Source organism: Fodinicola feengrottensis (assembly GCF_010993775.1).
GTDB lineage: Bacteria > Actinomycetota > Actinomycetes > Mycobacteriales > HKI-0501 > Fodinicola > Fodinicola feengrottensis.
Window position 1 is genome coordinate 1 of sequence record NZ_WOTO01000022.1, and the last position, 23,800, is coordinate 23,800.

Here is a 23,800-nt window from a genome sequence, read left to right on the forward strand (position 1 = left end):
CCTTGGTCGGCGACCTGATGGGGAATACGAAGTGTGGACGAGGGAACGAGCGAGCTTTTTCTGGATTCGACGTACGGCACCGCGCCGCACACTTCATGCGGTAAGGGGTGGTCAGCGCGGACGGGGAAAAGTCCAGCAATGTGACCAATGTGGAATGCACGGCCAGCACGGTTGAGCAACGACATGGGCGATCACCGAGAACTACGAGGATTTTTGCTGGATCTGCACCGCTGATCCAGGACATGCAGGCGGCTCGGCAGGGCCTGGCACAAGATCATTTTCTATCGGTCCGCCGGCGCCCGCTTTGGTGTTCTCCGCGCTCAGCTGCTGCAATGGGGATGCCATGGTGCGCTGGTTCGCAGGCAGATTCCTCTGATATATCTAACATGTGGGGAATGCGTGGAGGCCGGAGAGGAAATCGTGCTGGACGTCTAGCCGGGTCACTCGTCCGCATCACCGAGCGGACGCGTTGACACCACTGGCGAAAATCGCTGTGGTCGTAATGCGCGACTGGTAGCGCGCAACTCACACGCCTATCGACTTCAATCTGCGTACCGGTGCACCCGAGCGAACACACGTTGGACCGACGAGAACACCGAGTTCCCGACGGTGGATTGCCGCGGACGTCGGGAAGCGCAGAAGCCGGTACTCGAGTACACTGATGCATATCTCGGCCGGAGCATCGACGATGCTGTGTCCGCCGGACTTGTCAAGTAACGAACCTAGTAACCGGCTGCAAGGACGAGCGTGGTCGTTCGGGTCGCCGACGATGGGGCACCATAGGGCACCTTCACCGAGCCGCAGCCCGGACGGATCGTCGGTCCGATGACGACTCATATATCTGGTTGACTGTCGTGCAGGACGAAGGCGAAAACCCTGCTCTGCAGCTGGACATACTTCGGATGCGCGGCGACGTAGGGAGCGCCTAGCCCGGTGGCCAGACGAGTTTTTGTTGCCCCAGCGGTGCCGCTGGGATTCCAACCAGCGACCATGGGTGCGATCATCAACTTCTTTGGCTCGAACGAGGGCATCGCGCTGGTGTCCGACCCGCACGACGTGCCCGACCCGGACCATCGCGCCACCTATTTCCCTTACTACGCATCGAAAGTGCGGTGGAATAATCCGGTCGCGGCGCGTACGGCCGTGAAACTCGCCGACCCGACGACCGGCGCCGCGGTCACCGTGGCTGGGCAGCCTGGCGAGCTGCTGATCGCTGGTCCGTCGGTTTTCGCCGGCTACCTCAACGCAAAACCGGGCACCGAACTGGACCGTTCGTGCTTCGACGCGGACGGCTGGTTCCGGACCGGAGACGTGTTCGAGATCGCCGGTGAGAGCGACGAATTCCTGCGGTATGTCGATCGCGCCAAGGACCTGGTGATCCGCGGCGGCATGAACATCTCGCCAGCCGAAGTGGAGGGCCTGATCGCCGCACATCCCGCGGTGACCGAGGTCGCGGTGGTCGGCGTGCCGGACCCGGTGCTGGTGAGCGGGTCTGCGCTGTCGTCGTCCTGTCCGCCGAGCTTTCGCTGGCATCGCTGACAAACTTCCTGCGAGAGCAGCGGGTGGCGTCGTACAAACTGCCGGAGCGGCTGGAAATCGTGGACGCGCTCCCCCGCAACCCCGTCGGCAAGGTTCTCAAACGCGAGTTGCGGGGGCTAGCAGAGGTGGCGACATGACGTACGTGCTGGGTGGCGCGCAGACCGATTTCGCTCGCAACTTCGGCAAAGAAGGCAACGGCCTGCTGGAGATGCTGGCCGAGGTCGTGCCGGCCGCGCTCGCCGATGCCGAAGTTCCCCAACAGGCCGTGCAAGTCGCGCATGTCGGCAACCTGGCCGGCGAGCTTTTCACCGGCCAGGCCCAACTGGGCGGCCTGCTGGTGGCTGCGGTGCCGGGACTGGACGGCATTCCCAGCACCCGCCACGAAGCCGCGTGCGCTTCGGGCAGCACGGCGGTGCTGGCAGCCTGCGCCGATCTGGAGTCGGGGCGATACGACGTGGCGCTGGTCGTCGGACTTGAGTTGATGCGCAACACCGATGCCCAGACCGCGGCGTCCCATCTCGGCTCGGCCGCCTGGGTCGGCCATGAGGCACTGGACGCGAAATTCCCGTGGCCAGCGCTGTTCGCCGAGGTCGCCGACGCGTACGACCAGCGCTACGGCCTGGACCGCGAGCCGCTGGATGCGTTCGCGGCGAACGCTTTCGCCAACGCCCGCCGCAATCGGCTCGCGCAGACCCGCGACTGGTCATTCCCAGCGGCCGCCTTCGGACCAGACTATGAGCTCAACCCGCTGGTGGAAGGCCAACTGCGCAAGAACGACTGCGGCCGGATCACCGACGGCGCCGCCGCGGTTCTGTTGGCGTCGCCCCGATTCGCCGCCGAGTGGCGCGCGCCAGCGGGGCGTGGATCTGAAGACCGTGCCGCGGATCACCGGCTTCGGCCACCGTACGGCCACCTTGTCGCTGGCCGGAAAACTGGCTTCCGCCGGGGAATATCTGTTCCCGCACCTGCGTGGTGCGGTCACCGACGCGTACGCGCGAGCCGGCCTCGCCGGAGTGTCCGATGTGGACGTTGTCGAGCTGCACGACTGCTTCACGATCACCGGGCTGGTGGCGCTGGAGCACCTCGGCGCGGCCGAGCCGGGCAAGGGCGGTGAACTCATCCTGAGCGGCGCCACCGCGGCCGGCGGAGCACTGCCAGTCAACCCCGGCGGCGGGCTGATCGGCCTCGGCCACCCGGTCGGCGCCACCGGCGTAAGGATGCTCAGAGACGCCGCTCGCCAGGTCGCCGGCACCGCCGAAGCCACCCAGGTCGACGGCGCTCGTACGGCCCTGACCGTCAACGTCGGCGGCTCCTTCACCACCGTCGTCTCGCTGGTCGTCACCGCTGAGGCCTGACCCGACGCGCAAGCAAAGGCGCACGTTCACTCTCGTACGCCCACGATTGGATACTCTACGTTCGGTGGCGCGACCTGACCGCGCCCGCTCAGTGCACAAGAGGAATCAGACATGCCGGAGAGTTCGCCGAGGATCACGGTGGTCGTGCCGACCTACAACGAGCGCGACAACCTGCCGGTGCTGGCCGCTCTGCTGGCGGGCCTGCGGCTGCCGAACCTGCGCGTCCTGGTGGTCGACGACAACTCCCCGGACGGCACCGGCGACATCGCCGACAAGCTCGCGCTCGAGTCGCCGGAGTCGGTTGGCGTTCTGCACCGTACCGCGAAAAAAAACGGGCTGGGGAGGGCGTATGTCGCCGGCATTTCCCAGGCGCTGGACGAGGGTGCGGACATCGTCATCCAGATGGACGCCGACCTTTCCCACCCGGCCCAGGTGATCGTGACCATGGTGGAGATCCTGGCGACCACCGACGCGTCGGTCGTGCTGGGCTCCCGCTACGTCGCGGGCGGCTCGGTGGCCGGCGAATGGGCGTGGCATCGCAAGGCACTGTCCGCGTGGGCCAATTTCTACGTCAATGCGATCCTGCGGGCTGCACGTCAAGGACGCGACCGCCGGTTTTAAGGCTTGGCGCGCCGAAACGCTGCGGGCCATTGAGGTCGGGTCGATCCGCAGCAACGGCTATGCGTTCCAGGTGGAGATGAATTACCGGACCGTACGGCGTGGCATGCGGATCGCCGAGACACCGATCAAGTTCGAGGAACGTGCCGACGGCGCCTCGAAAATGACGCTGAGCGTACAAATCGAGTCGGCTCTACTGCCCTGGAAACTGCTTTTCGGCAGGTCACGCTGACATGGCGTTGGTGGAACTCAACCACGTGATTTCGGCCGGGATGCTGACTTTCCCCGGCTTGCCGGGGCCGGAGATCGGTACGCATCTCAGTTATCAGGAGTCGCACGACCACTACCCGGCCGGCACCGAATTCGTCATTCACCGGGTCTCGATGGTCGGCAACACCGGCACGTACGTGGACAGCCCTGCGCACCGCTATCGCGACGGCGTGGACCTGGAAAACCTGCCGCTGTCGTCGCTCGCGGACCTACCGACAGTGGTCGTACGCTGCCGCGAACGCGCGATCGAGCCGGCCGGGCTCGCCCCCATCAAAGACATCGAAGGCTCAGCCGTCCTGCTGCATACCGGGTGGGACCGGCATTGGGGCACCCCGGCGTACGCGCAAAAAACGCGCCACACCTGACCGCGGCGGCGGCGCGGCTGCTGGCCGATCGCGGCGCCGCGCTGGTGGGCATCGACAGCGTGAACCTCGACGGCATGGCCGGAAAGGAGCGGCCGGCGCACACAATCCTGCTGGCCGCCGGCATCCCGATCCTGGAACACCTCACCGGCCTGGACCAACTGCCGGCCACTGGCGCGCGGCTGCATGCCGCGCCGCCACGGATCCGTGGTTGTGGCTCCTTTTCGGTCCGTTCCTACGCGGTGCTGCCGGACTGAACGGCAGTCGCCATCCGGGCCACCGCCTCGGTGACGATGCCCGGGTGAGTGGCGAAATTCAGCCGTACGTGCCCAGCCCCGCCCCGGTGCCGAAAGCCGGGCCGGAGTTCAGCGCCACCCGCCCCCGCTCCAGGAAGGTGACCGCCGGATCGTCGCCGAGCCCCAGCTCGCGACAATCCAGCCAGGCAAGGAAAGTCGCCGCCGGCGGCTGGTACGCGACGGTCGGCAGTTGGTCCGCCAACTGGTCGGCGAGCAGCCGGCGATTGCTGTCCAGACCGGCCACCAGCGCGTCCAGCCAGTCGCCGCCATCGCGCAGTGCGGCGGTGTGCGCCTGTACGCCGACATGGCTGGCGCCATCGGTGACGTACGGGGAAACGCCGTTGAGCTGGGCAGCGGACTCAGCGCCCGCGATGGCTACCGCGGCTTTGAGACCGGCAAGGTTCCAGCCTTTGGACGCGGACATCAGGGAAAACGCGTTTTCCGAGCCAGGGACACTCAAAAACGGCACGAAGTCGGCGCCGGGCAACACCAACGGCGCGTGGGATCTCGTCGGCGATGACGCGTACGCGATGCTCCCGGGCTATCCGTGCGACCTCCGTCAGTTCCTCGCGACTATGTACGGTGCCAGTTGGATTTTGTGGATTACACAACAGAAAGGCGGCTCCTGGATGACGGCTGAAAGTCTCGTTGAGTCCGGCCAGGTCGAGGCGGTGATCGGCACCCAGCGGCGCCTCCACCGCCCGGCGGCCGGCGTGCTCGATGAACCAGTAAAACGGCATGTAAACCGGGCTGTTCACGATCACCGGATCGCCGGGCTGGGTGATCAAACCGAGGACCTCGACGATGCCGAGCATCACGTCCGGCACCACCAGCGTCCGGCTGACGTCGATTTCCCATCCCCAGCGTTTCTGGGCAAACCCACCGAGGGCTTCCGCGTACGCATTTCCGTACGGATAACCACAGTCACCAAGCGCCATCGCGTCGGTGACGGCCCGTACCACCGGCTCGGCGAGCGGCACGTCCAGCTCGGCCACGAAAAGCGGCAGCACGTCAGCGGGATAACTGCGCCATTTCTCGCTGGTTCGGCGACGCAGGTCAGTCAAGGACAGCTGGGTCAGTGGGTTCTCCATGTCTCCCATTCTTAGGTTCCGCGGGCCGATCCGTCCATGGTGGGGGCCCAATTCACGGCGCCGCGAATTGCCGGGTTAGCGTCTGCCCATGCCAACCAAGTTCGCTGTCTACCTGCCGCCCTTCGGCCCGCTCGCCGACCCGAACGCCCTGGTCGAGGTGGCCCGCCGGGCCGAGGCTGCCGGCTGGGACGGCGTGTTCCTGTGGGACCACGTCCTGGCCGACGGACCGGTCGAGGTGACCGATCCATGGGTCGCCCTCGGCGCGATGGCCGCCGCCACCTCCCGCGTCCTGCTCGGCACCATGGTCAGTCCGCTGCCCCGGCACCGCCCGGCCGTGGTGGCCCGCCAAGCCGGCACGCTCAGCCGGCTGTCCGGCGGCCGTTGTGTCCTCGGGGTGGGCCTCGGCGCCGACGAGTACGGCGACTTCACTCGTTTCGGTGAGCCGACAGGCCTCGCCGGCGGCCGCGCCGCAATGGCCGACGAGGCACTGTCGATTATCCAGGCGCTCTGGAGCGGTCAGCCGTACGTCCACGCCGGGACTCATTTTTGCGCTGACCTCCCGCAAACTCACCCGGAACCGCATCGCATTCCGATTTGGGTCGCCGGCACGCTCCCCGGCCTGGGCTCAGCCGCCCGCGCCGTACGCCACGACGGTGTCTTTCTTCTGGGCGAGAACCTGACAGTCACTCCCGAAGAAGTGCGGCGAGCTCTCGCTGTGCTGGCCGTGAACGACCGCCCGTTCGACGTCGTACTAGCCGGAAATGCCAGCCCTGCCTGGGAAAACCCCACTGTCCCCGACCTACGCCCGTTGGCTGACGCCGGCATGACCTGGTGGGCCGAATCGTTCGTCCACTACGACCCGCTGGACCTGACCCTCACAGTCATCGACGCCGGTCCGCCCCGTTTCTAGGCGTTGATGACTGCGACGATTGTTGTTCCCGGTTTGCATTCGCGCGCTGGGCCAGCGCGAAAATGCCGTACATCATCTTGGCTTCATAAACCCACTCAAGCCGGATCCCGTGCTGGCGCTCGAAATCGTCGATGAAACCGTCCAACTCCGCGGTGCGCTTGGCAAAGCCGCCGAAATGAAATTCCGTCTCGATGCGCCAGTTCCCGCTGTCGCCGCTCTGCAGTTCTCGCACCGCGGCGTCAAGGAACTGACCACCTTTGAGCACCGAGAAACCCAAGGCCCGCCGTCCCGGCGGCAATCCGGCCGCTATCCCGGCCAGCGTGCCGCCGGTGCCGCAGGCACAACAGATCACGTCGAAATCTTCCTCGATCTCGGCTGGCAACTCAGCACATCCGCGTACCGCCAGGGCGTTGCTTCCGCCTTCTGGGAGGAGATAAAACTGTCCAAACTCGCAGTGGAGCGCATCGATCACGGTCGCTCGCGTCTTCTCGCGGTACGTCGTCTTCCGGTCCATATATGTCAAGCGCATCCCGTGCTCCACCGGCACGTAGGTGCGGATTCAGCGGCAAATGCTCCTCGCCACGCACCACCCCGATCGTGCCGAACCCGAAATACGCACCAGCGGCCGCGGTAGCCCCGAGGTGATTGGAATACGCGCCGCCAAAAGTCAGGAGGGTGGTTGCTCCGGACGACCTGGCGAAGGCCAGGTTGTATTTCAACTTCCGCCATTTGTTGCCGGGCATCTCCGGATGGATCAGGTCGTCTCGCTTGACCAACAACCGCAGACCCGCGTCAGCCATTCGCGCATCGCTGAGCTCTTTCACAGGCGACGGCAGACTATCCACCGAGGACTCTCGCGAGAACATCCGGAAGAGCCGCGGAATCACCTTTGTCCGTACGCCAACAGATATAGCCATCTGGACGTACGAGCAGAGCCCGCCCCCGCCGGCAGACCGTAGAGTCCTTCCACGTCATGCACCGCCACTTGGCGCGCGCCAAACCATTCCTGGTTGCACAGAAGGGCAAAACCGGGCCCTACCAAGTCCAATGTAGACCGACCATCCGCTAGTTCCATGTGCGGCAGGCGACGGCCGGGCAACGCGCAAGGGCGATAGCCAGCCGCATCAAGGCCGGTTGGATCGTCGCAACCTGCGGCGAACGAGCCGTAAACCGCGCTGAGCAGCAGCTGATCGTCAATCTGATAGCCACCACGAGCTCGGGCGTTATCACTGGAGATGTCGATGACCTGGCGCGCGATCGGCCGGCGCTCTTGTTCGTACGTGTCAAGTAAACGCTCGGTGGCATCGCCATTGACGACCGCGGCTAGTTTCCACCCGAGGTTGTCCGCGTCGCCAATGCCGGTGTTCATGCCGTGGCCACCGGTCGGCGGGATGGTGTGCGCGGCATCGCCGGCCAGCAAGACCCGGCCCGACCGGTACGCGTCCGCGAGCTGCGCATCCATCCGCCACACCATGGTGTCCTGGACGGTCACCGGCAGGTCATCGATGCCCGCCGCCGTACGGACAAGCTCGGTGCAGCGTTCGGCGCTGAGGTTTTTCTCCGACGGATACTGGTAAATCCACTGGCGGTCGTTGTCGACGGCGAGAAAACCGCCGCCAGCGGCGATGAAATACGAGGCGCTGGCCCGGTCGGCGACGACCTTACCCAGCGGGGCTTCGAAACGTACGCTCAGGAAATGCCCGAGCCCGGTCGGTCCGGACATGGTGATCCCAGCACCGGCCCGCACCACACTGGCCGCGCCGTCACAACCGACCAGCCAGCTCGTCCGCACCGAATGCGTTTCTCCCGTTCGTACGTCACGCAAAACCGCGTCAATCCCGTCGCCGTCCTGGTCATACGACTCCAGCCGCACACCGAAACGTACGCGGTCGCCGGCCCGCCTCGCGAGCAGTGGCTCGAGCACATCCTGGGAGCAGATCAGTCCGGGGGTGGGTGTGACCGCAGGACCTTCAGCCGCGGCGACGCCGGTTCGAGTGAAGTCCGGGTCAACCAGACTTTTGCCGCGAAAGAAGAAAACCGACGACGCCGACAGGCCGGCATCCCGTACGTCGTCAGCTATCTCGCAGCGGCGAAATATCTCCATCGACCGAGCCGAGATGCCCCGCGCTTTGGGGTGCCGAGACGAGCCGGTGCGAGCTTCCACCAGCAGGTGATCAACGCCCTGCGCGGACAACAGAATCGACAGGGTCAAACCGACAGGTCCGCCGCCGACAACGAGCACTGGCGTGGTGGACGGCAACCGCATCTGACCCCCGTAACGTCTAACTGAGACGATTGACGTTATCATGACGGGCTGCTCGCGCTCGCCGCTTTCGCGCTGGGTCTGTGGCGGCCCACTGCGCTAAAGACGCTCGACAATAGTCGCGTTGGCGATGCCACCGGCCTCACACATCACCTGCAGGCCATAGCGACCACCGTTCTGTTCCAGCACTGACAGCAAAGTCGTCATCAGCCGGGCGCCGCTGCCACCAAGCGGGTGGCCGATCGAGGTCGCACCACCATTGATGTTGACTTCGCGAGGTCCGCGCCGGTTTCCTTCTGCCAGGCCAACACCACACTCGCGAAAGCCTCGTTCACCTCGAAAGCATCGATGTCCGACAGCGAAAGACCACCGCGAGCCAACACCTTGGCGGTGGCCGGAATGATTGCCGTCAGCATGTAAAGTGGGTCATCGCCGAGCACCGCGAAGGAATGCAGCCGAGCCCGCGGCCGCAATCCCAGCCGCCGAGCGGGTTCGCTCGACGTGATCAGCACGGCGGCCGCACCGTCATTGATCGGCGACGCATTTCCAGCCGTCACTTTCCAGCCAATGTGCGGGAAACGGGCCGCCCATGAATCCGCATAAAAGGCCGGCTTCAGTCCGGACAGCACTTCGGGAGTGGTTGTCGGACGTACGGACTCATCACGTGAGACCTCGATGAGCGAACCATCCGGACCAGGCACCTTGAGCGGCACGACCTCGCCGCGGCGAACCGGCCATCAGCCCAGGCCGCCGCCGCTTTTGCGTGGCTCTGCGCGGCAAACACGTCCAATTCCTCGCGGGAAAGGTCCCAGCGGGCCGCGATCAGCTCGGCACTGATCCCCTGTGGCACCAGTCCTTCCGGATAGCGCGCGACGACACTGGGGCCGAACGGATCCCGGCCGGCCAGCTGGCTGCCCATCGGCACCCGGCTCATCGACTCCACGCCGGACGCGATCACCATGTCGTACGCACCGCTTATCACGCCCTGGGCGGCAAAATGGATGGCCTGCTGGCTGCTGCCACATTGCCGGTCGACAGTCACGCCTGGCACCGACTCGGGCAACCCGGCCGCGAGTGCCGCCCATCGCGCCGTGTTCATGCTCTGCTCGCCGACCTGCCCGACGGCACCGCTGATCACGTCGTCGACCAGCGCCGGATCGATCCCGGTGCGCTCCACCAGCGATCGGATCGCGTGCGCGTGCAGCTCCACCGGGTGCACCCGGACAGCGCCCCGCCGGGCTTACCCTTGCCGACCGGTGTCCGGACCGCGCGTCGTCGACGATCACCGCATCTGTCATGACCGCATCCTCCTCAGCTCGTAAGTTGGATTTTACAACCCTCTTGTCGCAGCGGCCACCCATCCGGGGACTGGAAGCCGCCGATCCTCTGCTCCAGTAGTTCGGCCAGCCGCAGCGGCGTGCGATCCTCGAACATCGGGCCGATGAGCTGCACTCCCACCGGCAGGCCCGCAGGGGACCGGCCGGCCGGTATGGCGGTGGCGGGCAGGCCGGACAAGGTGGCCAGACCGGCCCAGACGAGCTGGTCGAAGTACGGGTATTCGGCGCCGTCGATGTCGATCCGGCGTTCCAGCAGCTGCGGGTTGTGGTCGTGCGGGAACGCGGGAGTCGGCGTGATCGGACACACCACGGCGTCGAACTCGGCGAAGAGCTGACGCCAGCCGTGGCGGTGCAGTTCGCGACGATTGGTCGCCTCGATCCAGTCGAGGTGACTGAGCACCATTCCGCGCAGCCGCGCCGCATCGAGACTCTGGTCATCCGGGCTCAGCCCGGCGGCACGGGTGCGCAGCTGCTCGTACGATTCGACGGGAAAACGCGCAGCCGAACTCGAAAAAAACAGCATCTGCGTGTAGAGCGTCGCAGCTTCGGTGAGATCGGGCAGCAGGTGACTGTGCCGTTCGACGCGGGCTCCGCCGTCGACCAGCGCGTCGGCCACCCGGTTCACGCCCGCCCGCACAGCGGACCCGGTCGCGATGAGCGGATGCGCGTCCAGGACCAAGACCCGGAAGTCAGCGAGCCGCTGGTGGCGCGCGGGCGGAAGCGTCAGGTCGTACGCGATGCCGTGGGTCAGCGGGTCCGGGCCGGCCATGACGTCCAGCAGGAGCGCGAGGTCGCGGGCGGTGCGCGCCATCGGGCCGGCGACGGCGAGGTCGAGGTCGACCGGCAACGCCGGCGCGGGCGGCGGGACCATTCCGCGGGGCGGGCACCAGCCCGACTGTCGGCTTGTGTGCGTAGATGCCGCAAAAGTGCGCGGGGGTACGCAGCGAACTGGCGAGGTCGGAGCCGATGGACAGCGCACCGAACCCGGCCGCAAGGGCCGCCGCCGACCCACCGGAGGATCCGCCCGACGTACGACTGTGATCCCATGGATTGTTGGTGGTGCCGTAGATTTCGTTGAAACTCTGGATATCTTGCAGGCCCAACGGCACATTGGTCTTGCCGAGCACCACCGCGCCCGCAGCCTCCAGGCGCGACACCTGAAGAGCGTCCTCGGCCGGCATATAGTTCCGGTGCATCGGCATGCCCCAGGTCGTGGGCAGCCCGGCGATGTTGTAGCACTCTTTGACCGTCACCGGTATGCCCAGGAGCGGCCGGTCCTCGCCGCGGTCGCGCGCCTGATCGGCACGCTGTGCGGCGGCCCGCGCACGGCCGAAGGTCCGCACACAGATCGCGTTGATCACCTTGTCGTCCCGCTCGATACGGGCGATCGCTTGGTCGGTCAGTTCCACAGAGGTTACGTCACCGGCACACAATGCGGCCGCGAGTTCTTCGGCTGACTGATAATTCCATTCCATGAATCCGACGCTAGCGGCCGGCCGTCGAGGCCATAAAATACTTTTTCGCGCAACGGGATGGATGTCTCAATTGCCTACTGAGCCGGTAGAAGCAACGAAGGGCCGGTTTCAGCGTGTGCCAGCAACGCTGCACCGACACTTCCGACGCTTCCGACGTGCAGATCGACGACAATCTCGTCGGCGTCCCAAAAGCCGCGCTCGGCGGCTACGGCAGGATGGAGTCGACGTAGCCGCCATCTACCCGTACGGCTCCACCGGTCGTCGCGGAAGCTTGGTGCGAGCTGAGATAGACGACCAGATTCGCGATCTCCGCGGGCTCGATCAGTCGTTGCAACAGCGATTGCGGCCGGTGTTTGCGCATGAATTCACGCTGTGCCTCATCCCATGGCAGCGATCGATCGACCAGCTCGTAGACGAAATCCTCGACGCCGCCAGTGTGGGTCGGACCGGCGATCACCGAATTCACTGTCACGCCACTGCCGGCGGCTTCCTTGGCGAAACCGCGGGTGACCGCGAGCAGCGCGGTTTTTGTTGTCCCGTAATGAATCATCTCGATCGGGATGACAACCGCCGAGTCGCTGGCGACATTCAGGATCCGGCCCCAGCCGCGCGAAACCATGTCCGGCAGGTACGTACGGATCAATCGTACCGAAGCCAACACGTTCACCTCGAAATAGCGACGCCACTCGTCATCGCTGATTTCAAGGGCCGGAACGGCACCGAAAATTCCAAGGTTGTTAACCAGAATATCAACTACAGGCACCGTGGCCGCGACCGCCGCGGCGCCCTCCGCGGTGGCTACGTCACCGGGCGCGGCGATCACCTCGGCGCCATCGACCTCGTCGCGTAAAGCCTGCGCGGACGATTCGACGGTCTCCGGTTTGCGACCGTTGATCGCGACCTTCGCTCCGGCGCGCGCGAGGCCGGCGGCGATCGCCGCGCCGATGCCCTGCGTCGAGCCGGTGACCAGGGCAGTCTTGCCAGTAAGATCCAGGTGCATATGCCGTTGCCATCCTTTCGACCGGTTTGCTCCCACAGTCTCACATGTCACATCGGTTTGATACGACAACTGACCTGGTTACGATGGCGTGCGGTGGGAGGAGGAGCCAAATGGTGGCGACCCGGCTGGACGGTTCGGTCACGATCGACCGGTCCTGGTGGTCCGCGGCCGGCGCTCACGGCGGGCTGCTGGCCAGCCTCGGCCTGCGGGCGATGGAGTCCGCGCGCCGCACGGCGGCCGCGTACGAGCAACCAGTCCGGTCACTGACTACCCATTATCTGGCCAGTGTCGACGAGCGCGCCCTGTCGATCGAGCCGGCTGTGCAGCGGGTCGGGCGTGGCAGCTCGATCGTCACTTTTCAGGCGACTCAAGGCAAAAACGACGGCGATGCTGGGGTCGGCCATGTTCGGGGCGGTACGCCGCGGGCCGAGCCACGCCGGCAGCCCGCCCCCGGACGTGCCAGGTCCCCAAGACAGTGAGCCGGTCATTTATCGGCCCGACCTCGCGCCATTCGCACAGCACGTCGAGGTCCGCGCCGCCACCCCCTCGCGACCATTCCTCGGCGGCGAGGTCGCTGAGCTGACCGGTTGGGTGCGTTTTCTCGACGACCGACCGCTGGACGCGGCGGCGATCGCCATCCTGACTGACATTTTTTGCCGCCGGCGCTGTTCGCGGTCTGGACCGAGGCCAGCCCGGTGCCGTCCGCCGAGCTGACCGTCCACTTCGGATCAGCGCTGGACGCCGGCCCAGCCGACGGATGGGCGTTGGTACGCATCGAAACCCGGGACGCCGGCGACGGATGGGCGATCGACGACAGCACGGTCTGGTCCGCGGACGGCACTGTTCTGGCGCTGGCGCGCGACAAAGCCGGCTCATTATCTCCCGCAAGAACTGGGACTAGCAGCGCGTCGCTTCTGAATTTGGCGATATTTGCTGGTGGGAATCTTCTCAAGTTTCACAGCAGTCAGTCACAGGAGCAACCGCGCCGCCATCCCAACACTCTCGCCCGCAAAGACTTGAACGCGCGCGCTCTATGTTTCGTTGGGGTTATTGTGAAAGTATCCATTTCCTGATTGCCCGTACGCCATCAAACTGTCGGTAGCAGCGGTAGAATTAGTGTCATGGCCGCCGGCGATGACCTCACTGCTCCAGAGCTCTGGAGGTGTGACCCGGACGAGTTGGGTGAGTTGCTGCAGGAGAAAGAAAAAGCGGTCCGGCTGCTGCAGGTCGAGGTGTTGGACATTGTCGCGGCGATCCACCGGGGAAACGTCGGCAAGACGCTCGGGCACCGCAACACCCTGGGCATGCTGCAAGACCTCCTTCGACTGTCCCCCACAGAGGCATCCCGACGCTACAAACGAGCCCTGAACCTGTGCCCCAGCCAAGCCCTCACCGGCGAAACACTCGCACCCACACTCAGTTTCGCCAGTGAGGCGATGCGCCGCGGGGAGCTCGCCGACTCCCAAATCGACACCATTGTTGGGGTCGTGACCAGGCTCCCGGCCAGGGTAAACATCAAAGACCGTGAGGAAGCTGAAGCGTCCCTGGTGGAGCACGCGAAACGGTACGCCGCACCCGGCCTAGCCAAAGTCGGCAGGCGCATCCACGACCACCTGGACCCCGACGGACCCGCGCCCTCCGAACACGAAAACGAGACACCACGCCGCGAACTATCCCTCCACACCGGCACAGACGGACGCCTCAACTTCACCGGCTCCTTCGACAGTGAAACCGGCACCCTGTTCAGCGAGATCCTCAGCCCACTGGCCAAACCACGGCCCGCTGAGAACGGTACCCCTGATCAGCGGTCAGTGTCTGAGCGCAACGGGGACGCGCTCGCGGAAGCGTTGAATCTGATCGCGGACTCCGGGAAACTCCCCACCCAGGGCGCCGAGCGGCCACATCTCACCATCACCATCAACTGGGACATGCTCCGAGACCGCCTCGGAGTCGCCTACCCACACAGCGGCGCACCCATCTCCCCCGAAGGCGTCCGCCGGCTCGCGTGCGACGCGGACATCATCCCGATCATGCTGGGCAGCGACAGCGTACCGCTGGACGTCGGACGCAACGAACGACTCATCACACCAGCCCTACGCAAAGCCTTGATAGCACGAGACAAAGGCTGCGCCAGATGCGGCCGACCACCCCGCTGGACACGGGGGCACCACGTGCAGCACTGGGCCGATGGTGGGCATACTTGCCTTGACAATTGCGTGCTCCTGTGCGACCGGTGCCATCGTTTGGTGCACCACGGCGGCTGGGACGTACGCATTGTTGACGGAATTGTTGAATTCCTACCGCCCGCGTACGTTGACCGCGAACGAAGACCCATCCGCGGCATTAACCAGCTCGCCGCATAAACATCTACCTGGCCGCCGGGCACCACCACGCCCGGCGGCCCACAACCCTGCAGACGAGCCATCGCCTTCACACCTTTGTTGTATGGGGCCGTTCCCTGGTGCGGCCAGACGGCTTCTGAGCGCCGGAGCCACCGTGCCAAATAGCAGACCGACCACTAGATGATCTATTCCAAGGGGTGGCGCCGTGCGGACGTGAAGCGAGGGTGTCCATGATCGTTTTGTGACGAACAACCTGGACACCGTCGCGACCACACTCTATGTCAAGGTCGATGACCTGCTCAAAGAGTCCCCTGACCTGGCGCCTTGGCGTCCTGTGGTTGGTATTGCTCCCAAGCTCAGCGATGCCGAACTGGTCACTCTGGCAGTTATCCAAGCTTTGCGTGGGTTCACCTCCGAATCCCGATGGTTGCGTTTTGCCCGAGCCCACATGAGGCATCTGTTCCGGTACCTGCCTCAGCAGTCTGGCTACAACAAGCGGCTCCGCGCGGCAGCCGAGCTGATCAGGTCGGCGATCCGCGTGTTGTCCATGGACACCACGCTGTGGACTGATGACGCGTGGGTCGTGGACTCCACCCCGGTGGAATGCGGACGCTCGAAGGAACGGTGAAGCGCTCGGACCTGGCTGGATGGGCCGAGTACGGCTACTGCGCCTCACATTCGCGCTACTTTTGGGGACTGTGCTTGCATCTGGCGTGCACCCTGGGCGGTTTACCGGTCGGATTCGCGTTGACCGGCGCGAAGGCCGACGAACGCCAACCCCTGCTGGAGATCTTCCATCTCGACCCACCTTGACCGCCGATCGCCCCAACCAGACCCTGATCGGGGACAAGAACTACTTCGGCACCGAATTTCGACATCCTGCTCAGCCAAGCAGGGCTGCGCCTGCTATGTCCCGCGCGCAAAGGCGAACCCGAACGAGCCGGTTCAGCCCCCTACGCCAAACTGTCGAATCGATCAACCAGACCCTCAAAGGCCAGCTTGACCTGGAACGACACCGCGGCCACACCCCCAACGGGGTGATCGTGCGAGTCCTACAACGCATCCTGGCCCTCACCACCGCAATCTGGCACAACGACAAGGCCGCACAACCCATCAAACGATATCTCTGATCGCATACGACCACTGAACCCTCGGAATAGGTCATCTAGAGATGCCGGCCTTGATAGACGCGCAGAGTCAACGTGGTCATTTCCAGCACTGGCACTGAAACTCCGAGCCCGCGCGCACGTTCGACAAGGTCTCCGAAAATAGCCTCGACCTCAATCGAATTGCCGTCAACCAGGTCGCGATAAAGCGATGACGTGAAGGACGAGCCGGCCTGGGTCAGCATCGTACGGGCAAAGGCGGGATCGGCCGGATAGCCGGCGACGGCCGTTATCGCGAAACATTCAGCGATGACGGCTTCGACGAAATCGATCCCGCCAGGTGCTGCCACCACGTCGCCCACAGTTCCCCGCGGCAGGCCGGTCACCGCGCCCGCAGCTGCGATGAATGCCCATTTCGCCCACATGTCGGCATTAATGGTTTTCGACAACCCGGTCGGAAAGCCAGCGCCGCTCAGTTCCTTGTGTACGTCCGCCAATCGCGCCGGTGCCGGCTCGCGCGTGCGCCGTATTCCAGGCTCTGCAGGTCTGCCAGCCGGACAATGTCACCATCCGGGCTGATGCTGGTCGCGACTTTCGCGACACCGCCCAGAACCGCATCCTCGCCAAACGCCGCGACGAGCGCATCGATATGCCTCATGCCGTTCAGAAACGGGATGATCAGCGTGTCCGGCCCAACCGCCGGGTACATGTCCGCTATCGCCGCGTCAAGCGCGGTCGCTTTCACCGAAACCAGCACCAGGTCGTACGGGCCGTCGATCTCGCCCGCCAGCACCAGCCGCGGCGTCACCACCGTGTCCTCGCCGAGGCCGGTGATCCGCAGGCCGCGGCCATGCAGAGTACGCGCGCGAGCCGCCCGTACCAGGAACGTCACGTCCCGTCCCGTCCCGCCGCGGCGAGCCGACCGCCGAAGAACCCACCGGTCGCACCGGCGCCTACCACCAGAATCCGCATACCTGTGACAAACCGCGATCAGCGCCGGATTCTTCCCGACCCGGCCGCGACCCGCAGGGCCTTGCTCTGTCGCACCATCAGGTCGATGTCGTCGGAGAAGTTGTCGAAGCTGGGCACCAGCGATGCCGCGAGGCTGTGCGCGGTCGCCGGATCGCGCTCTCCGAGGATCCGCAGAAGCTCGTAATCCTGCAGACCGTCGCGTGTGGACAGCCCGCGGACACTGCTGCGCACGGTGTTGTGCGCTGGGTCCGGATAGACGATATAGCCGTCGCCGGGGCGCGCCTCATTTCCACCGGTGCCGGTGTATCCCGTCTCCGCCCAAGCGTTGTAGCCCCAGTGAAAGAAGCCGGTCAGGCCGGCCGCGTAATTTCCCCACGAAATCTCCTTCGCCGCGTAATGCGGCATGGTCGACATTCGATCCAGCCAGCCAGCGCCCGGATCCGCACAGTAACCGCAGGTATAACTCCAAACCTGCTCGCCGAGCGCCTGCCGGTCGGCATAGAAGCCGGGGTCTGAGGTGTAGTTCTGCACGCTGGGGATCCAGATGTCGACGCTTCCCGCGTACGAACCCTCGTCCGCGTTGATCGCGTCCTGAGTAGTGGCGATGCTGCCAAAATACGATCGATAGAGGTTCACAGTGGATGCGAACGCGGCCGGGTTGGCCGGTTCGTCGCTGATCGACTGATACCACATCGCGGTCCAGCCTTTCGTGTCCAAATGACTTTTGAGCGCTGGGATGTACTGGTTCAGCCAGCGGTTCGCGGCGGTCGAGCCGACCGGCGCGAGCACGATGTGGCGGTTGGCGTCAATGATCCAGACGCTCGAGGAATTTCCGCCCGGCCCGGCATTGAGCAGCGATCCTCCGCGCAGCGACCGGATCGATCCATCGGCGAGAAACGTCTGCACGAATCTGTCGAAAACCCTCCAGTCAAAGGAATACTTCGAGCCCACCAGCCGGGTCTGTCCACCCAGGAGCGTGTCGATCGGTACGTGCACCTGGTTCTGTCGCTCCGACTTCATTTCCCGGGCAATATTGCCGATCAACGTCCACCACTGATCCGAGTAGCGGGTGTAGCCGTACTGATTGTGGATGTCGTCACCAATCACCGAGGCGTCGGCATCGCTGTAGTCGTCGAAAAAACGCGCTCCAGGTGCCGGAGGTGTACGTGCTGTCAATCGCATCCGGGACCGTCACGTCGTAGACCGTCAGCGCGATCGGGAAAGTGGTGTTCCCGCTGATTGTGTTCACCGTGACCGAGCCATTGTACGCACCGGCGGCCTGGTTCTTGGGAACATAGACCGTCACGAAGATACCCTGTGTGGTGTTCCCCGGCACCGTGACCCAAGGGTCGTTGCTCAGCGGATCAGGCACCGCCGTACCAGAACCGGTGGGATCGTAATACTGCTGGAGCCGGTAAGTGAGGTCGCCGCTCCCGATCGTCCCGGCGCCCGTAAGATCGGTGAAGGTCACCGACTGGATCGTGAACTTCGACGTTCCGCGCAGCAGAATCTGATACGACTGGAATTCGTTGCGAGCCGCATCCCAGCTAACCATGGTTGACGCCGCCCGGGGCTTTGCGCTCTGTTGCAGGACAGTCTCGTAGGGCGTAGCGGTCCACGACACCATCGCGGTCTGTGGTTGCACGCCCGAGAGGGACACCGCCGCGAGCGCAGTGGCGATCAACAGTCTCGTCATGATTTCTCCCCACTGGCGGTTCAGTCGGGGTGGATCATGCCGGTAAGCGCGACTGCGGACAAGAGCAGTTGTCAGTTTTCAGCGAGAGCGCAACACAGCCGCCACCTCGGGGATCCGGTTCCGGTAGCCGGAAAGCAGAACTTTGGCCGTGGAGACCGAATCCACCAGTGGATGAACCGCGAACGCCGTCAACGCCACCGATGCCGAACCACTGCGGGCCGCTTCGATCGTCAACTGCTCGGCCGCCTTCACCTGTTGCACCAAGCCCAACTGATCTCCGGCCAATGGGCTGGTCGCGAGCGGGTGCGGACCGTTCGCGTCGACGGTGCACGGCACCTCGACGACCGCCCTCGGGCGCCAGTCCGGGCACCGCGGATCCGTTGCGTACGTTCAGAATCATCGCGGTCCGCTCGCCGCGGGAAATGGCCGCCATCAAGGCCAGCGCGACGCCTTCGTAGCCGCCGCCAGCGATGTCTTCCTTGTCCCTGCCCGGATCGGTCTCAGCCCGACTCTCCGCCATGTAGGTGGCGTCTCTTTCTTCCCTTACGCGGCGCCATTCGGCCAGCGCCTTGGACGGTTCTTTCGCCACCGCGTTGTAAAAGTCTCGCTGCTGGCGGAGCAGGAATTCACCGCGAGTAGCCGGCGAGCCCTTGATCGAGGCGACCGCGTCCCGGGTGAAGTAGTAATAGTAGAGATATTCGTTGGGAATGCAGCCAAGCGCGGCGATCCAGTCAGCGCCGAACAGCCGGCCCTCCTCGATGGTGGCCAGCGCGTCCGCATCAGCCACCAGAGACGGCAGCACATCGGCGCCATCGAAGGAAAGCCGGCGCAGCCAGCCGAGGTGATTCAAGCCGACATAGTCCGCCGTGGTCAGGTCAGGATGGAGATCAAGCGCTCGGGCGGCCCGCCGGCTCAACCCGATCGGCGAGTCGCAGATGCCCACCACCCGATCGCCCAGGACCTGTTGCATCGCCTCGGTGATCATGCCGGCCGGGTTGGTGAAGTTGATGACCCATGCCCGCGGACAAAGGGCGGCGACCCGCTCGGCCACCTGCAGGGCGACCGGCACGGTCCGCAGCCCGTACGCGAGCCCGCCCGGCCCGGTGGTTTCCTGGCCAAGCAAGCCAAGATCCAGCGCCACCCGCTCGTCCGCGGTGCGCCCTTGGAGGCCGCCGACCCTGATGGCGGAAAACACGAAGGTCGCGTCCCGCAAACGCTTCGTCCACATCCGTGGTCGTTCGTACGACCGGCGGCTTTTCGTATTCTCGACCCATTTGGTCGAGCACCTGGCCGATCGATCGCGGTCAGCCGATCGACGCTGACATCGTACAAAGCGACTTCGGTGACTCGCCGCTCATGGGTGTCTCGCAGCAAAGCGCCGTAAACCAGCGGCACCCGGAACCCGCCGCCGCCCAGAATGCAGAGTTTCATCCGGTCACAACCTCCACGCCGGCCGCGGCACACGTCCGTAACGTGGAATCGTCGGCACCCTCATTGGTCACGATCATGTCGATGTCAGCGGCTCCACAAACCCGCAAGGCGCCGGTGCCGGGAAAATTTGTGTCGGTCCGCCAGCAGCACGTTTTTTCTTCGCCGCGGCCACGATAGCCCGCTTCACCGGCACCTCGACCAACGTGGTGTCCAGGATCTGACCGTCCGGCCGGACCCCGCTGGTGCTCAGGAACGCGATATCGGCACTCACCTGCCGCAGCGCGTCCTCGGCCAGCACCCCCACCAGCGAATGGTACGGCCGGCGGACGAGACCGCCGAGCAGGATCAGCTCGATGTTCTCCGCCTCCCGCAACACATCGAAGGCGGCGAGGTTGCCGGTGATCACGGTGATCCGGCGACACATGAGCAGCTGCGCCAAATACATCGCAGTGGTGCCCACGTCGAGCAACACCACGTCACCGTCGGCGACCAGTTCGACGGCTCGCCGGGCGACCGCCTGTTTGTCCGCGGTGTCCCTGGCGGCGACCGCCGCGAACGGCATTCGCTCGTCGACGTCGTCGGCCACGTGCGCACCGCCGTGCACCCGGATGAGCGTGCCTTCCCGGTCCAACTGGGCGAGGTCGCGCCGGACGGTGGACGAACTGACCTTGAGCGACCGGGCCAGCTCCCGCACTTCCGTGGTGCCTTCCGCACGCAGCCGGCGGACGATCTCCGCATGGCGTTCGTGCTGCAGCATGCCGGCGACCATACCAGTCACAAACGCGCACAACCAGCCGCAGTCGCGCATGTACGCTCAGCAACAGGTTGTCACATTGCACGTATCCGGTTAGTGTTGCGCAAGTTCAAGAACATGAATGGAGAGTTGCCGGCCGATGTCCGAAGGTGCGTACGATCCGCTGGGCGACAGCCGCCACCCGGACGACCCGGACATCGACGTTTTCCTGTCCGGAACGGTCTTTCTCGACATCGTCTTCACCGGTCTGCCCAAGATGCCCAGCGCCGGCACCGAAGTCTGGGCCGAGGGCATGGGGTCCTGCCCGGGCGGGATCGCGAACCTGGCGATCGCGGCGAGCCGGCTCGGCCTTCGGACCTCGCTCGCGGCAGCTTTCGGCGACGACGACTACGCCGACTTCTGCTGGCGAACGCTGGACGAACAGGAAAGCGTGGACCTGTCGCGGTCCCGCCGGTTCGAGCACTGGCATTCGCCGGTCACCGTATCGATGGCCTGTGCCGGCGACCGAAGCATGCTCACGCATGGCCACGAATCGCCGCTGCCAGCCAATCTGATGATTGGTCAGCCACCGCGTTCGCGTGCGGTCATCTGCGATCTGACCGCACCGGACACCCTGGGCAGCGCGGCGGAAAAAACTCGTGGGCGGAGTTGTCCCGCACCGACGGCGCCCTGGTTTTCGCCGACGTGGGCTGGGATCCAACCGGTATGTGGTCCAGCCAGATGCTGGATCAGCTCGGTTACTGCCACGCTTTCCTTCCCAACGCTGGCGAAGCGATGGCCTACACCCGTACGGACAGCCCCCAGGAAGCGCTTTACACGCTGGCCGACCGGGTTCCGCTCGCGGTGGTCACCAACGGCGCCGAGGGCGCGATGGCGATCGATTCCACCACCGGCGAGGAAGCGCACGTGCCGGCGCCACGAGTGACCGCGCTGGATCCGACCGGCGCCGGCGATGTTTTTCGGCGCCAGCATGGTGTTGGGCACGTTGTCGGGCTGGCCGCTGCAAAATCGGCTCGCGTTCGCGTCGGCCTGCGCGTCCCTGGCCGTCCAGCAGTTCGGCGGATCGCTGGCCGCGCCCGGCTGGGGCGACATCGCGGACTGGTGGCACAGCGTAAGAGACCACGGCAGCCGGGACGCCTATCACACGTCTTTGGTGCGCCGGTACGGATTCCTCGACGAGTTGGTGCCGACCGTGCCGGTCGGCGCGGTCCGGCGGGCCGCCGCGACCATCGCGCGCTACGCCGACGTTGCTCAGGTGCCGTAACCGCAGACGAAGGGAAACCCATGTCGCTGCAGCGAAAGATGCGACTGGCCGTGGTGGCTGGCGCCGCGATGGCGATAGCGGCGGCATGTGCTCCACCCGGCTCCGGCGGCCCCACTGGGCAGTCCTCGGACCGCCCGGCCGGCAGCATTTCCACTGACCCGGCCAAAGCCGGCCAGGTGACCCTGAACGTCTGGGACCAGGAAGTCCGCGGCGGCCAGAACGCCGAGGTCGCCCAGTTGAACAAGGAGTTCCAGGCAAAATATCCCAACGTCAAGATCGTTCGTACGTCCAAAAGCTTTTCGGACCTGAAAAACGACTCTCCGGCTCGCGCTCTCCGGCAGCAATCCACCGGACGTCGTCGAGGCGAACCAGGGCTATCCAGACATGGTGACCTTCGTCAAGGCCGGCATGCTCACCTCGATGGACGGCTACGCCGGCGTTTACGGCTGGGACAAGCGATATCCGAAAGCACTGCTTGACCTCAACCGAGTGAGCGCGGACGCGAAGCACTTTGGTACGGGCAAGCTTTACGGCATCTCGCAGCAGGGCGAATTCGTCGGTGTCTACTACAACAAGGCGCTGCTGACCAGCCTCGGCCTGAAGCCGCCAACCACCTGGGCCGAGTTCACCGCGGATCTGGCGACCATCAGGACAAAAGGCCAGCTGCCGATTCAGTTCGGCAACCTGGACAAATATCCGGCGATTCACACGTACGGCGTGATCCTCAGTCAGCTGGCTGGCAAACAGTATGTTCGCGACCTGGTTTTGGGCACCGGCAAGGCGTCCTGGACAGACCCACGAGCCATCCAGGCCGCGCAGGTGCTGCAGACCTGGGCGAAGAGCGGCTATTTGACGCCCGGCGCCAACGGCCTCGGATATGACGACGCCGCCAAACAGTTCGCCGCCGGTAAGGGCGTTTTTCCTGCTCACCGGCACGTGGGAGGCGGCCGACCTGAAAGGCCCGATGGGCGACAAGCTCGGCCTGATGCCACCACCACCGGCCAGCGCCGGCGGCCCGATCACCACCATGGGCGGCGAAAGTCTCGCGTGGGCCATCACCAGCAAGTCCAAACACCCGGACGTTTCCGCCGCATACCTGAACTTCCTGACCAACCAACACGCGTCCGACGTGATGACCCAGACCGGCAACCTGCCAGCGGTGCCCGGCCCGGCCGCCGCCGCGTTGCCCGCCGGCAGCCCTGAAGGACAGCTGGTGGCGGGTTGGCAGCAGATCAGTGCGAACGACGGGCTCACGCCCTATCTGGACTACTCCACGCCGACCTTCTACGACACTTTGACCGCCGCGCTGCAAAGCCTGATCGGTGGCCAGACGACGCCACCGCAGTTCACCCAGACGCTGCAGAAAGACTACGGCACCTTCCACCAGTCGTAAGGCGGCCATGACCGACACACCGCGATTCCGGTCGCCGACACCGCAAAACCGCCGGCCCGGCCACCAAAGCAGTGGCTGGGCGGGCGGTATCGTCGGCGTGCGCCAGGTGAGCCGCGAGCCATCGGCTACCTGTACGCGGCACCCGCTCTCGCGCTTTTCGCCGTCCTCATCCTGGTGCCGTTCGGGCAGGCCATCTGGTATTCGCTCTATAACTGGGACGGCCTGTCGGTGGCCACCTGGGCTGGCGTGAGCAACTACACCGCACTGGTCACCGATCCCAGCCTGCGCGGACCGTTCGTACACGCGCTGATTCTGTTGATTTTCTA

At 65.1% G+C, this 23,800-nt stretch carries 27 protein-coding genes and 9 pseudogenes; 19 read left to right on the plus strand and 17 right to left on the minus strand.

Annotated features, from left to right (window positions below):
- Nucleotides 1–1,389: 1,389 nt before the first annotated feature.
- From GNX96_RS64265 to GNX96_RS53625, 6 genes and pseudogenes are all read left to right on the plus strand, one after another.
- A pseudogene (locus GNX96_RS64265) lies at nucleotides 1,390–1,676 on the plus strand (AMP-binding enzyme).
- Nucleotides 1,673–2,170 (plus strand): annotated as a pseudogene (locus GNX96_RS64270) (thiolase family protein); the annotation flags it as partial. The pseudogenes GNX96_RS64265 and GNX96_RS64270, both read left to right, overlap by 4 nt.
- A 103-nt stretch (nucleotides 2,171–2,273) precedes the next feature.
- Nucleotides 2,274–2,894, plus strand: coding sequence for a thiolase C-terminal domain-containing protein (locus GNX96_RS64275; protein WP_390624086.1), 621 nt, complete (start codon nucleotides 2,274–2,276; stop codon nucleotides 2,892–2,894).
- Between the two features lie 111 nt (nucleotides 2,895–3,005).
- Nucleotides 3,006–3,744 (plus strand): annotated as a pseudogene (locus GNX96_RS20680) (polyprenol monophosphomannose synthase).
- Nucleotide 3,745: 1 nt separating this feature from the next.
- The gene (locus GNX96_RS53620; RefSeq protein ID WP_279580970.1) at nucleotides 3,746–4,147 is read left to right on the plus strand and encodes a cyclase family protein; all 402 of its coding nucleotides are present in this window, start codon (nucleotides 3,746–3,748) and stop codon (nucleotides 4,145–4,147) included.
- The gene (locus GNX96_RS53625) at nucleotides 4,105–4,401 is read left to right on the plus strand and encodes a cyclase family protein (protein WP_279580971.1); all 297 of its coding nucleotides are present in this window, start codon (nucleotides 4,105–4,107) and stop codon (nucleotides 4,399–4,401) included. The genes GNX96_RS53620 and GNX96_RS53625 overlap by 43 nt, the downstream gene beginning before the upstream one ends.
- Here GNX96_RS53625 and GNX96_RS20690 read toward each other — a convergent pair.
- Nucleotides 4,380–5,540: pseudogene (locus GNX96_RS20690) on the minus strand (MalY/PatB family protein). The gene GNX96_RS53625 and the pseudogene GNX96_RS20690 overlap by 22 nt on opposite strands.
- A 79-nt stretch (nucleotides 5,541–5,619) precedes the next feature.
- Between GNX96_RS20690 and GNX96_RS20695 the strand changes: the two are divergent.
- Nucleotides 5,620–6,441, plus strand: coding sequence for an LLM class flavin-dependent oxidoreductase (locus GNX96_RS20695; protein WP_163569348.1), 822 nt, complete (start codon nucleotides 5,620–5,622; stop codon nucleotides 6,439–6,441).
- Here GNX96_RS20695 and GNX96_RS53630 read toward each other — a convergent pair.
- The 8 genes and pseudogenes from GNX96_RS53630 to GNX96_RS20720 form a co-directional block, all read right to left on the minus strand.
- Entirely contained in the window at nucleotides 6,413–6,823 is a 411-nt protein-coding gene (locus GNX96_RS53630; RefSeq protein ID WP_279580972.1) for a hypothetical protein, read from the minus strand. The two genes, GNX96_RS20695 and GNX96_RS53630, sit on opposite strands and share 29 nt — an antisense overlap.
- A gap of 1 nt (nucleotide 6,824) precedes the next feature.
- The gene (locus GNX96_RS53635; protein WP_279580973.1) at nucleotides 6,825–7,241 is read right to left on the minus strand and encodes a hypothetical protein; all 417 of its coding nucleotides are present in this window, start codon (nucleotides 7,239–7,241) and stop codon (nucleotides 6,825–6,827) included.
- Nucleotides 7,242–7,278: 37 nt separating this feature from the next.
- Nucleotides 7,279–7,350: a hypothetical protein gene (locus GNX96_RS64280; RefSeq protein WP_390624097.1), complete on the minus strand. Its 72-nt coding sequence runs from the start codon at nucleotides 7,348–7,350 to the stop codon at nucleotides 7,279–7,281.
- Nucleotides 7,325–8,707 carry an FAD-dependent monooxygenase gene (locus tag GNX96_RS20705; protein WP_163569349.1) on the minus strand — a complete coding sequence of 461 codons (1,383 nt, stop codon included), beginning with the start codon at nucleotides 8,705–8,707 and terminating at the stop codon, nucleotides 7,325–7,327. The genes GNX96_RS64280 and GNX96_RS20705 overlap by 26 nt, the downstream gene beginning before the upstream one ends.
- Before the next feature lie 96 nt (nucleotides 8,708–8,803).
- Nucleotides 8,804–9,931: pseudogene (locus tag GNX96_RS20710) on the minus strand (thiolase family protein).
- A gap of 84 nt (nucleotides 9,932–10,015) precedes the next feature.
- Nucleotides 10,016–10,912, minus strand: a complete 897-nt coding sequence (locus GNX96_RS53640; protein ID WP_313885727.1) for an amidase family protein — start codon at nucleotides 10,910–10,912, stop codon at nucleotides 10,016–10,018.
- Between the two features lie 67 nt (nucleotides 10,913–10,979).
- Nucleotides 10,980–11,516 (minus strand): annotated as a pseudogene (locus GNX96_RS53645) (amidase family protein); the annotation flags it as partial.
- Between the two features lie 205 nt (nucleotides 11,517–11,721).
- Nucleotides 11,722–12,516 carry an SDR family NAD(P)-dependent oxidoreductase gene (locus GNX96_RS20720; protein ID WP_163569350.1) on the minus strand — a complete coding sequence of 265 codons (795 nt, stop codon included), beginning with the start codon at nucleotides 12,514–12,516 and terminating at the stop codon, nucleotides 11,722–11,724.
- A gap of 110 nt (nucleotides 12,517–12,626) precedes the next feature.
- Between GNX96_RS20720 and GNX96_RS53650 the strand changes: the two genes are divergently transcribed.
- From GNX96_RS53650 to GNX96_RS64300, 7 genes are all read left to right on the plus strand, one after another.
- Complete coding sequence (locus GNX96_RS53650; RefSeq protein ID WP_279580975.1) at nucleotides 12,627–12,995, plus strand: acyl-CoA thioesterase domain-containing protein; 369 nt, start codon at nucleotides 12,627–12,629, stop codon at nucleotides 12,993–12,995.
- Nucleotides 12,919–13,230 (plus strand): hypothetical protein, encoded by a 312-nt coding sequence (locus tag GNX96_RS64285; protein ID WP_390624087.1) that lies wholly within the window; start codon nucleotides 12,919–12,921, stop codon nucleotides 13,228–13,230. The genes GNX96_RS53650 and GNX96_RS64285 overlap by 77 nt, the downstream gene beginning before the upstream one ends.
- Complete coding sequence (locus GNX96_RS53655; RefSeq protein WP_279580976.1) at nucleotides 13,170–13,589, plus strand: thioesterase family protein; 420 nt, start codon at nucleotides 13,170–13,172, stop codon at nucleotides 13,587–13,589. The genes GNX96_RS64285 and GNX96_RS53655 overlap by 61 nt, the downstream gene beginning before the upstream one ends.
- A 48-nt stretch (nucleotides 13,590–13,637) precedes the next feature.
- Complete coding sequence (locus GNX96_RS20730) at nucleotides 13,638–14,879, plus strand: HNH endonuclease (protein ID WP_163569351.1); 1,242 nt, start codon at nucleotides 13,638–13,640, stop codon at nucleotides 14,877–14,879.
- A 220-nt stretch (nucleotides 14,880–15,099) separates the two neighbouring features.
- On the plus strand, nucleotides 15,100–15,486 hold the full coding sequence (locus GNX96_RS64290) for a hypothetical protein (protein ID WP_390624088.1): 387 nt from the start codon (nucleotides 15,100–15,102) through the stop codon (nucleotides 15,484–15,486).
- Nucleotides 15,483–15,671, plus strand: coding sequence for a hypothetical protein (locus GNX96_RS64295; protein WP_390624089.1), 189 nt, complete (start codon nucleotides 15,483–15,485; stop codon nucleotides 15,669–15,671). Before GNX96_RS64290 ends, GNX96_RS64295 begins: the two co-directional genes overlap by 4 nt.
- Entirely contained in the window at nucleotides 15,668–15,988 is a 321-nt protein-coding gene (locus GNX96_RS64300; RefSeq protein WP_390624090.1) for a transposase, read from the plus strand. The genes GNX96_RS64295 and GNX96_RS64300 overlap by 4 nt, the downstream gene beginning before the upstream one ends.
- Before the next feature lie 35 nt (nucleotides 15,989–16,023).
- Here the strand turns inward: GNX96_RS64300 and GNX96_RS53660 are convergent, their stop codons facing one another.
- The 8 genes and pseudogenes from GNX96_RS53660 to GNX96_RS53680 all read right to left on the minus strand — a co-directional run bounded on the left by GNX96_RS53660 (nucleotide 16,024) and on the right by GNX96_RS53680 (nucleotide 21,286).
- A complete protein-coding gene (locus GNX96_RS53660) occupies nucleotides 16,024–16,461 on the minus strand; it encodes a ketopantoate reductase C-terminal domain-containing protein (RefSeq protein ID WP_279580977.1) in 438 nt (145 codons plus the stop codon).
- The gene (locus GNX96_RS53665; RefSeq protein ID WP_279580978.1) at nucleotides 16,437–16,856 is read right to left on the minus strand and encodes a 2-dehydropantoate 2-reductase N-terminal domain-containing protein; all 420 of its coding nucleotides are present in this window, start codon (nucleotides 16,854–16,856) and stop codon (nucleotides 16,437–16,439) included. Before GNX96_RS53665 ends, GNX96_RS53660 begins: the two co-directional genes overlap by 25 nt.
- A gap of 98 nt (nucleotides 16,857–16,954) precedes the next feature.
- Nucleotides 16,955–18,043, minus strand: a complete 1,089-nt coding sequence (locus GNX96_RS20745; protein ID WP_279580979.1) for a DUF4091 domain-containing protein — start codon at nucleotides 18,041–18,043, stop codon at nucleotides 16,955–16,957.
- Nucleotides 18,033–18,632, minus strand: a complete 600-nt coding sequence (locus GNX96_RS20750; protein ID WP_163569353.1) for a glycoside hydrolase domain-containing protein — start codon at nucleotides 18,630–18,632, stop codon at nucleotides 18,033–18,035. Before GNX96_RS20750 ends, GNX96_RS20745 begins: the two co-directional genes overlap by 11 nt.
- 34 nt (nucleotides 18,633–18,666) lie before the next feature.
- Entirely contained in the window at nucleotides 18,667–19,602 is a 936-nt protein-coding gene (locus tag GNX96_RS67285; RefSeq protein WP_452124487.1) for a family 4 glycosyl hydrolase, read from the minus strand.
- Nucleotides 19,579–19,872, minus strand: a pseudogene (locus GNX96_RS67290) (family 4 glycosyl hydrolase); the annotation flags it as partial. The pseudogene GNX96_RS67290 and the gene GNX96_RS67285, both read right to left, overlap by 24 nt.
- A gap of 264 nt (nucleotides 19,873–20,136) precedes the next feature.
- Nucleotides 20,137–20,820 (minus strand): DeoR/GlpR family DNA-binding transcription regulator, encoded by a 684-nt coding sequence (locus tag GNX96_RS20760; protein ID WP_279580981.1) that lies wholly within the window; start codon nucleotides 20,818–20,820, stop codon nucleotides 20,137–20,139.
- Nucleotides 20,821–20,926: 106 nt separating this feature from the next.
- Nucleotides 20,927–21,286 carry a hypothetical protein gene (locus tag GNX96_RS53680; RefSeq protein WP_279580982.1) on the minus strand — a complete coding sequence of 120 codons (360 nt, stop codon included), beginning with the start codon at nucleotides 21,284–21,286 and terminating at the stop codon, nucleotides 20,927–20,929.
- 251 nt (nucleotides 21,287–21,537) lie between these two features.
- Here GNX96_RS53680 and GNX96_RS53685 point away from each other — a divergent pair.
- The 5 genes and pseudogenes from GNX96_RS53685 to GNX96_RS53705 all read left to right on the plus strand — a co-directional run.
- Nucleotides 21,538–21,717 (plus strand): annotated as a pseudogene (locus tag GNX96_RS53685) (hypothetical protein); the annotation flags it as partial.
- A gap of 52 nt (nucleotides 21,718–21,769) precedes the next feature.
- A complete protein-coding gene (locus tag GNX96_RS53690) occupies nucleotides 21,770–22,081 on the plus strand; it encodes a hypothetical protein (RefSeq protein WP_279581047.1) in 312 nt (103 codons plus the stop codon).
- Nucleotides 22,082–22,101: 20 nt separating this feature from the next.
- Nucleotides 22,102–22,560 (plus strand): hypothetical protein, encoded by a 459-nt coding sequence (locus GNX96_RS53695; RefSeq protein WP_279581048.1) that lies wholly within the window; start codon nucleotides 22,102–22,104, stop codon nucleotides 22,558–22,560.
- Nucleotides 22,457–23,284, plus strand: a pseudogene (locus GNX96_RS53700) (ABC transporter substrate-binding protein); the annotation flags it as partial. The gene GNX96_RS53695 and the pseudogene GNX96_RS53700, both read left to right, overlap by 104 nt.
- On the plus strand, nucleotides 23,241–23,474 hold the full coding sequence (locus GNX96_RS53705) for a hypothetical protein (RefSeq protein WP_279580983.1): 234 nt from the start codon (nucleotides 23,241–23,243) through the stop codon (nucleotides 23,472–23,474). The pseudogene GNX96_RS53700 and the gene GNX96_RS53705, both read left to right, overlap by 44 nt.
- Nucleotides 23,475–23,800 lie beyond the last annotated feature (326 nt).

Coding starts and splice junctions, on each gene's coding strand:
- GNX96_RS20695 (WP_163569348.1), top strand. CDS start 5,620: ATGCCAACCAAGTTCGCTGTCTACCTGCCGCCCTTCGGCCCGCTCGCC.
- GNX96_RS53690 (WP_279581047.1), top strand. CDS start 21,770: ATGTTTTTCGGCGCCAGCATGGTGTTGGGCACGTTGTCGGGCTGGCCG.
- GNX96_RS20720 (WP_163569350.1), bottom strand. CDS start 12,516: ATGCACCTGGATCTTACTGGCAAGACTGCCCTGGTCACCGGCTCGACG.
- GNX96_RS20760 (WP_279580981.1), bottom strand. CDS start 20,820: ATGCTGCAGCACGAACGCCATGCGGAGATCGTCCGCCGGCTGCGTGCG.
- GNX96_RS53695 (WP_279581048.1), top strand. CDS start 22,102: ATGTCGCTGCAGCGAAAGATGCGACTGGCCGTGGTGGCTGGCGCCGCG.
- GNX96_RS20750 (WP_163569353.1), bottom strand. CDS start 18,632: ATGACGAGACTGTTGATCGCCACTGCGCTCGCGGCGGTGTCCCTCTCG.
- GNX96_RS67285 (WP_452124487.1), bottom strand. CDS start 19,602: ATGCAACAGGTCCTGGGCGATCGGGTGGTGGGCATCTGCGACTCGCCG.
- GNX96_RS53635 (WP_279580973.1), bottom strand. CDS start 7,241: ATGGCTGACGCGGGTCTGCGGTTGTTGGTCAAGCGAGACGACCTGATC.
- GNX96_RS53680 (WP_279580982.1), bottom strand. CDS start 21,286: ATGCCAGTGCTCGAACCGGCGGGACCGCGACAGGTCCACGCTTTCCTG.
- GNX96_RS53650 (WP_279580975.1), top strand. CDS start 12,627: ATGGTGGCGACCCGGCTGGACGGTTCGGTCACGATCGACCGGTCCTGG.
- GNX96_RS53620 (WP_279580970.1), top strand. CDS start 3,746: ATGGCGTTGGTGGAACTCAACCACGTGATTTCGGCCGGGATGCTGACT.
- GNX96_RS20705 (WP_163569349.1), bottom strand. CDS start 8,707: ATGCGGTTGCCGTCCACCACGCCAGTGCTCGTTGTCGGCGGCGGACCT.
- GNX96_RS53640 (WP_313885727.1), bottom strand. CDS start 10,912: ATGGTCCCGCCGCCCGCGCCGGCGTTGCCGGTCGACCTCGACCTCGCC.
- GNX96_RS64285 (WP_390624087.1), top strand. CDS start 12,919: ATGTTCGGGGCGGTACGCCGCGGGCCGAGCCACGCCGGCAGCCCGCCC.
- GNX96_RS20730 (WP_163569351.1), top strand. CDS start 13,638: ATGGCCGCCGGCGATGACCTCACTGCTCCAGAGCTCTGGAGGTGTGAC.
- GNX96_RS64275 (WP_390624086.1), top strand. CDS start 2,274: ATGAGCTCAACCCGCTGGTGGAAGGCCAACTGCGCAAGAACGACTGCG.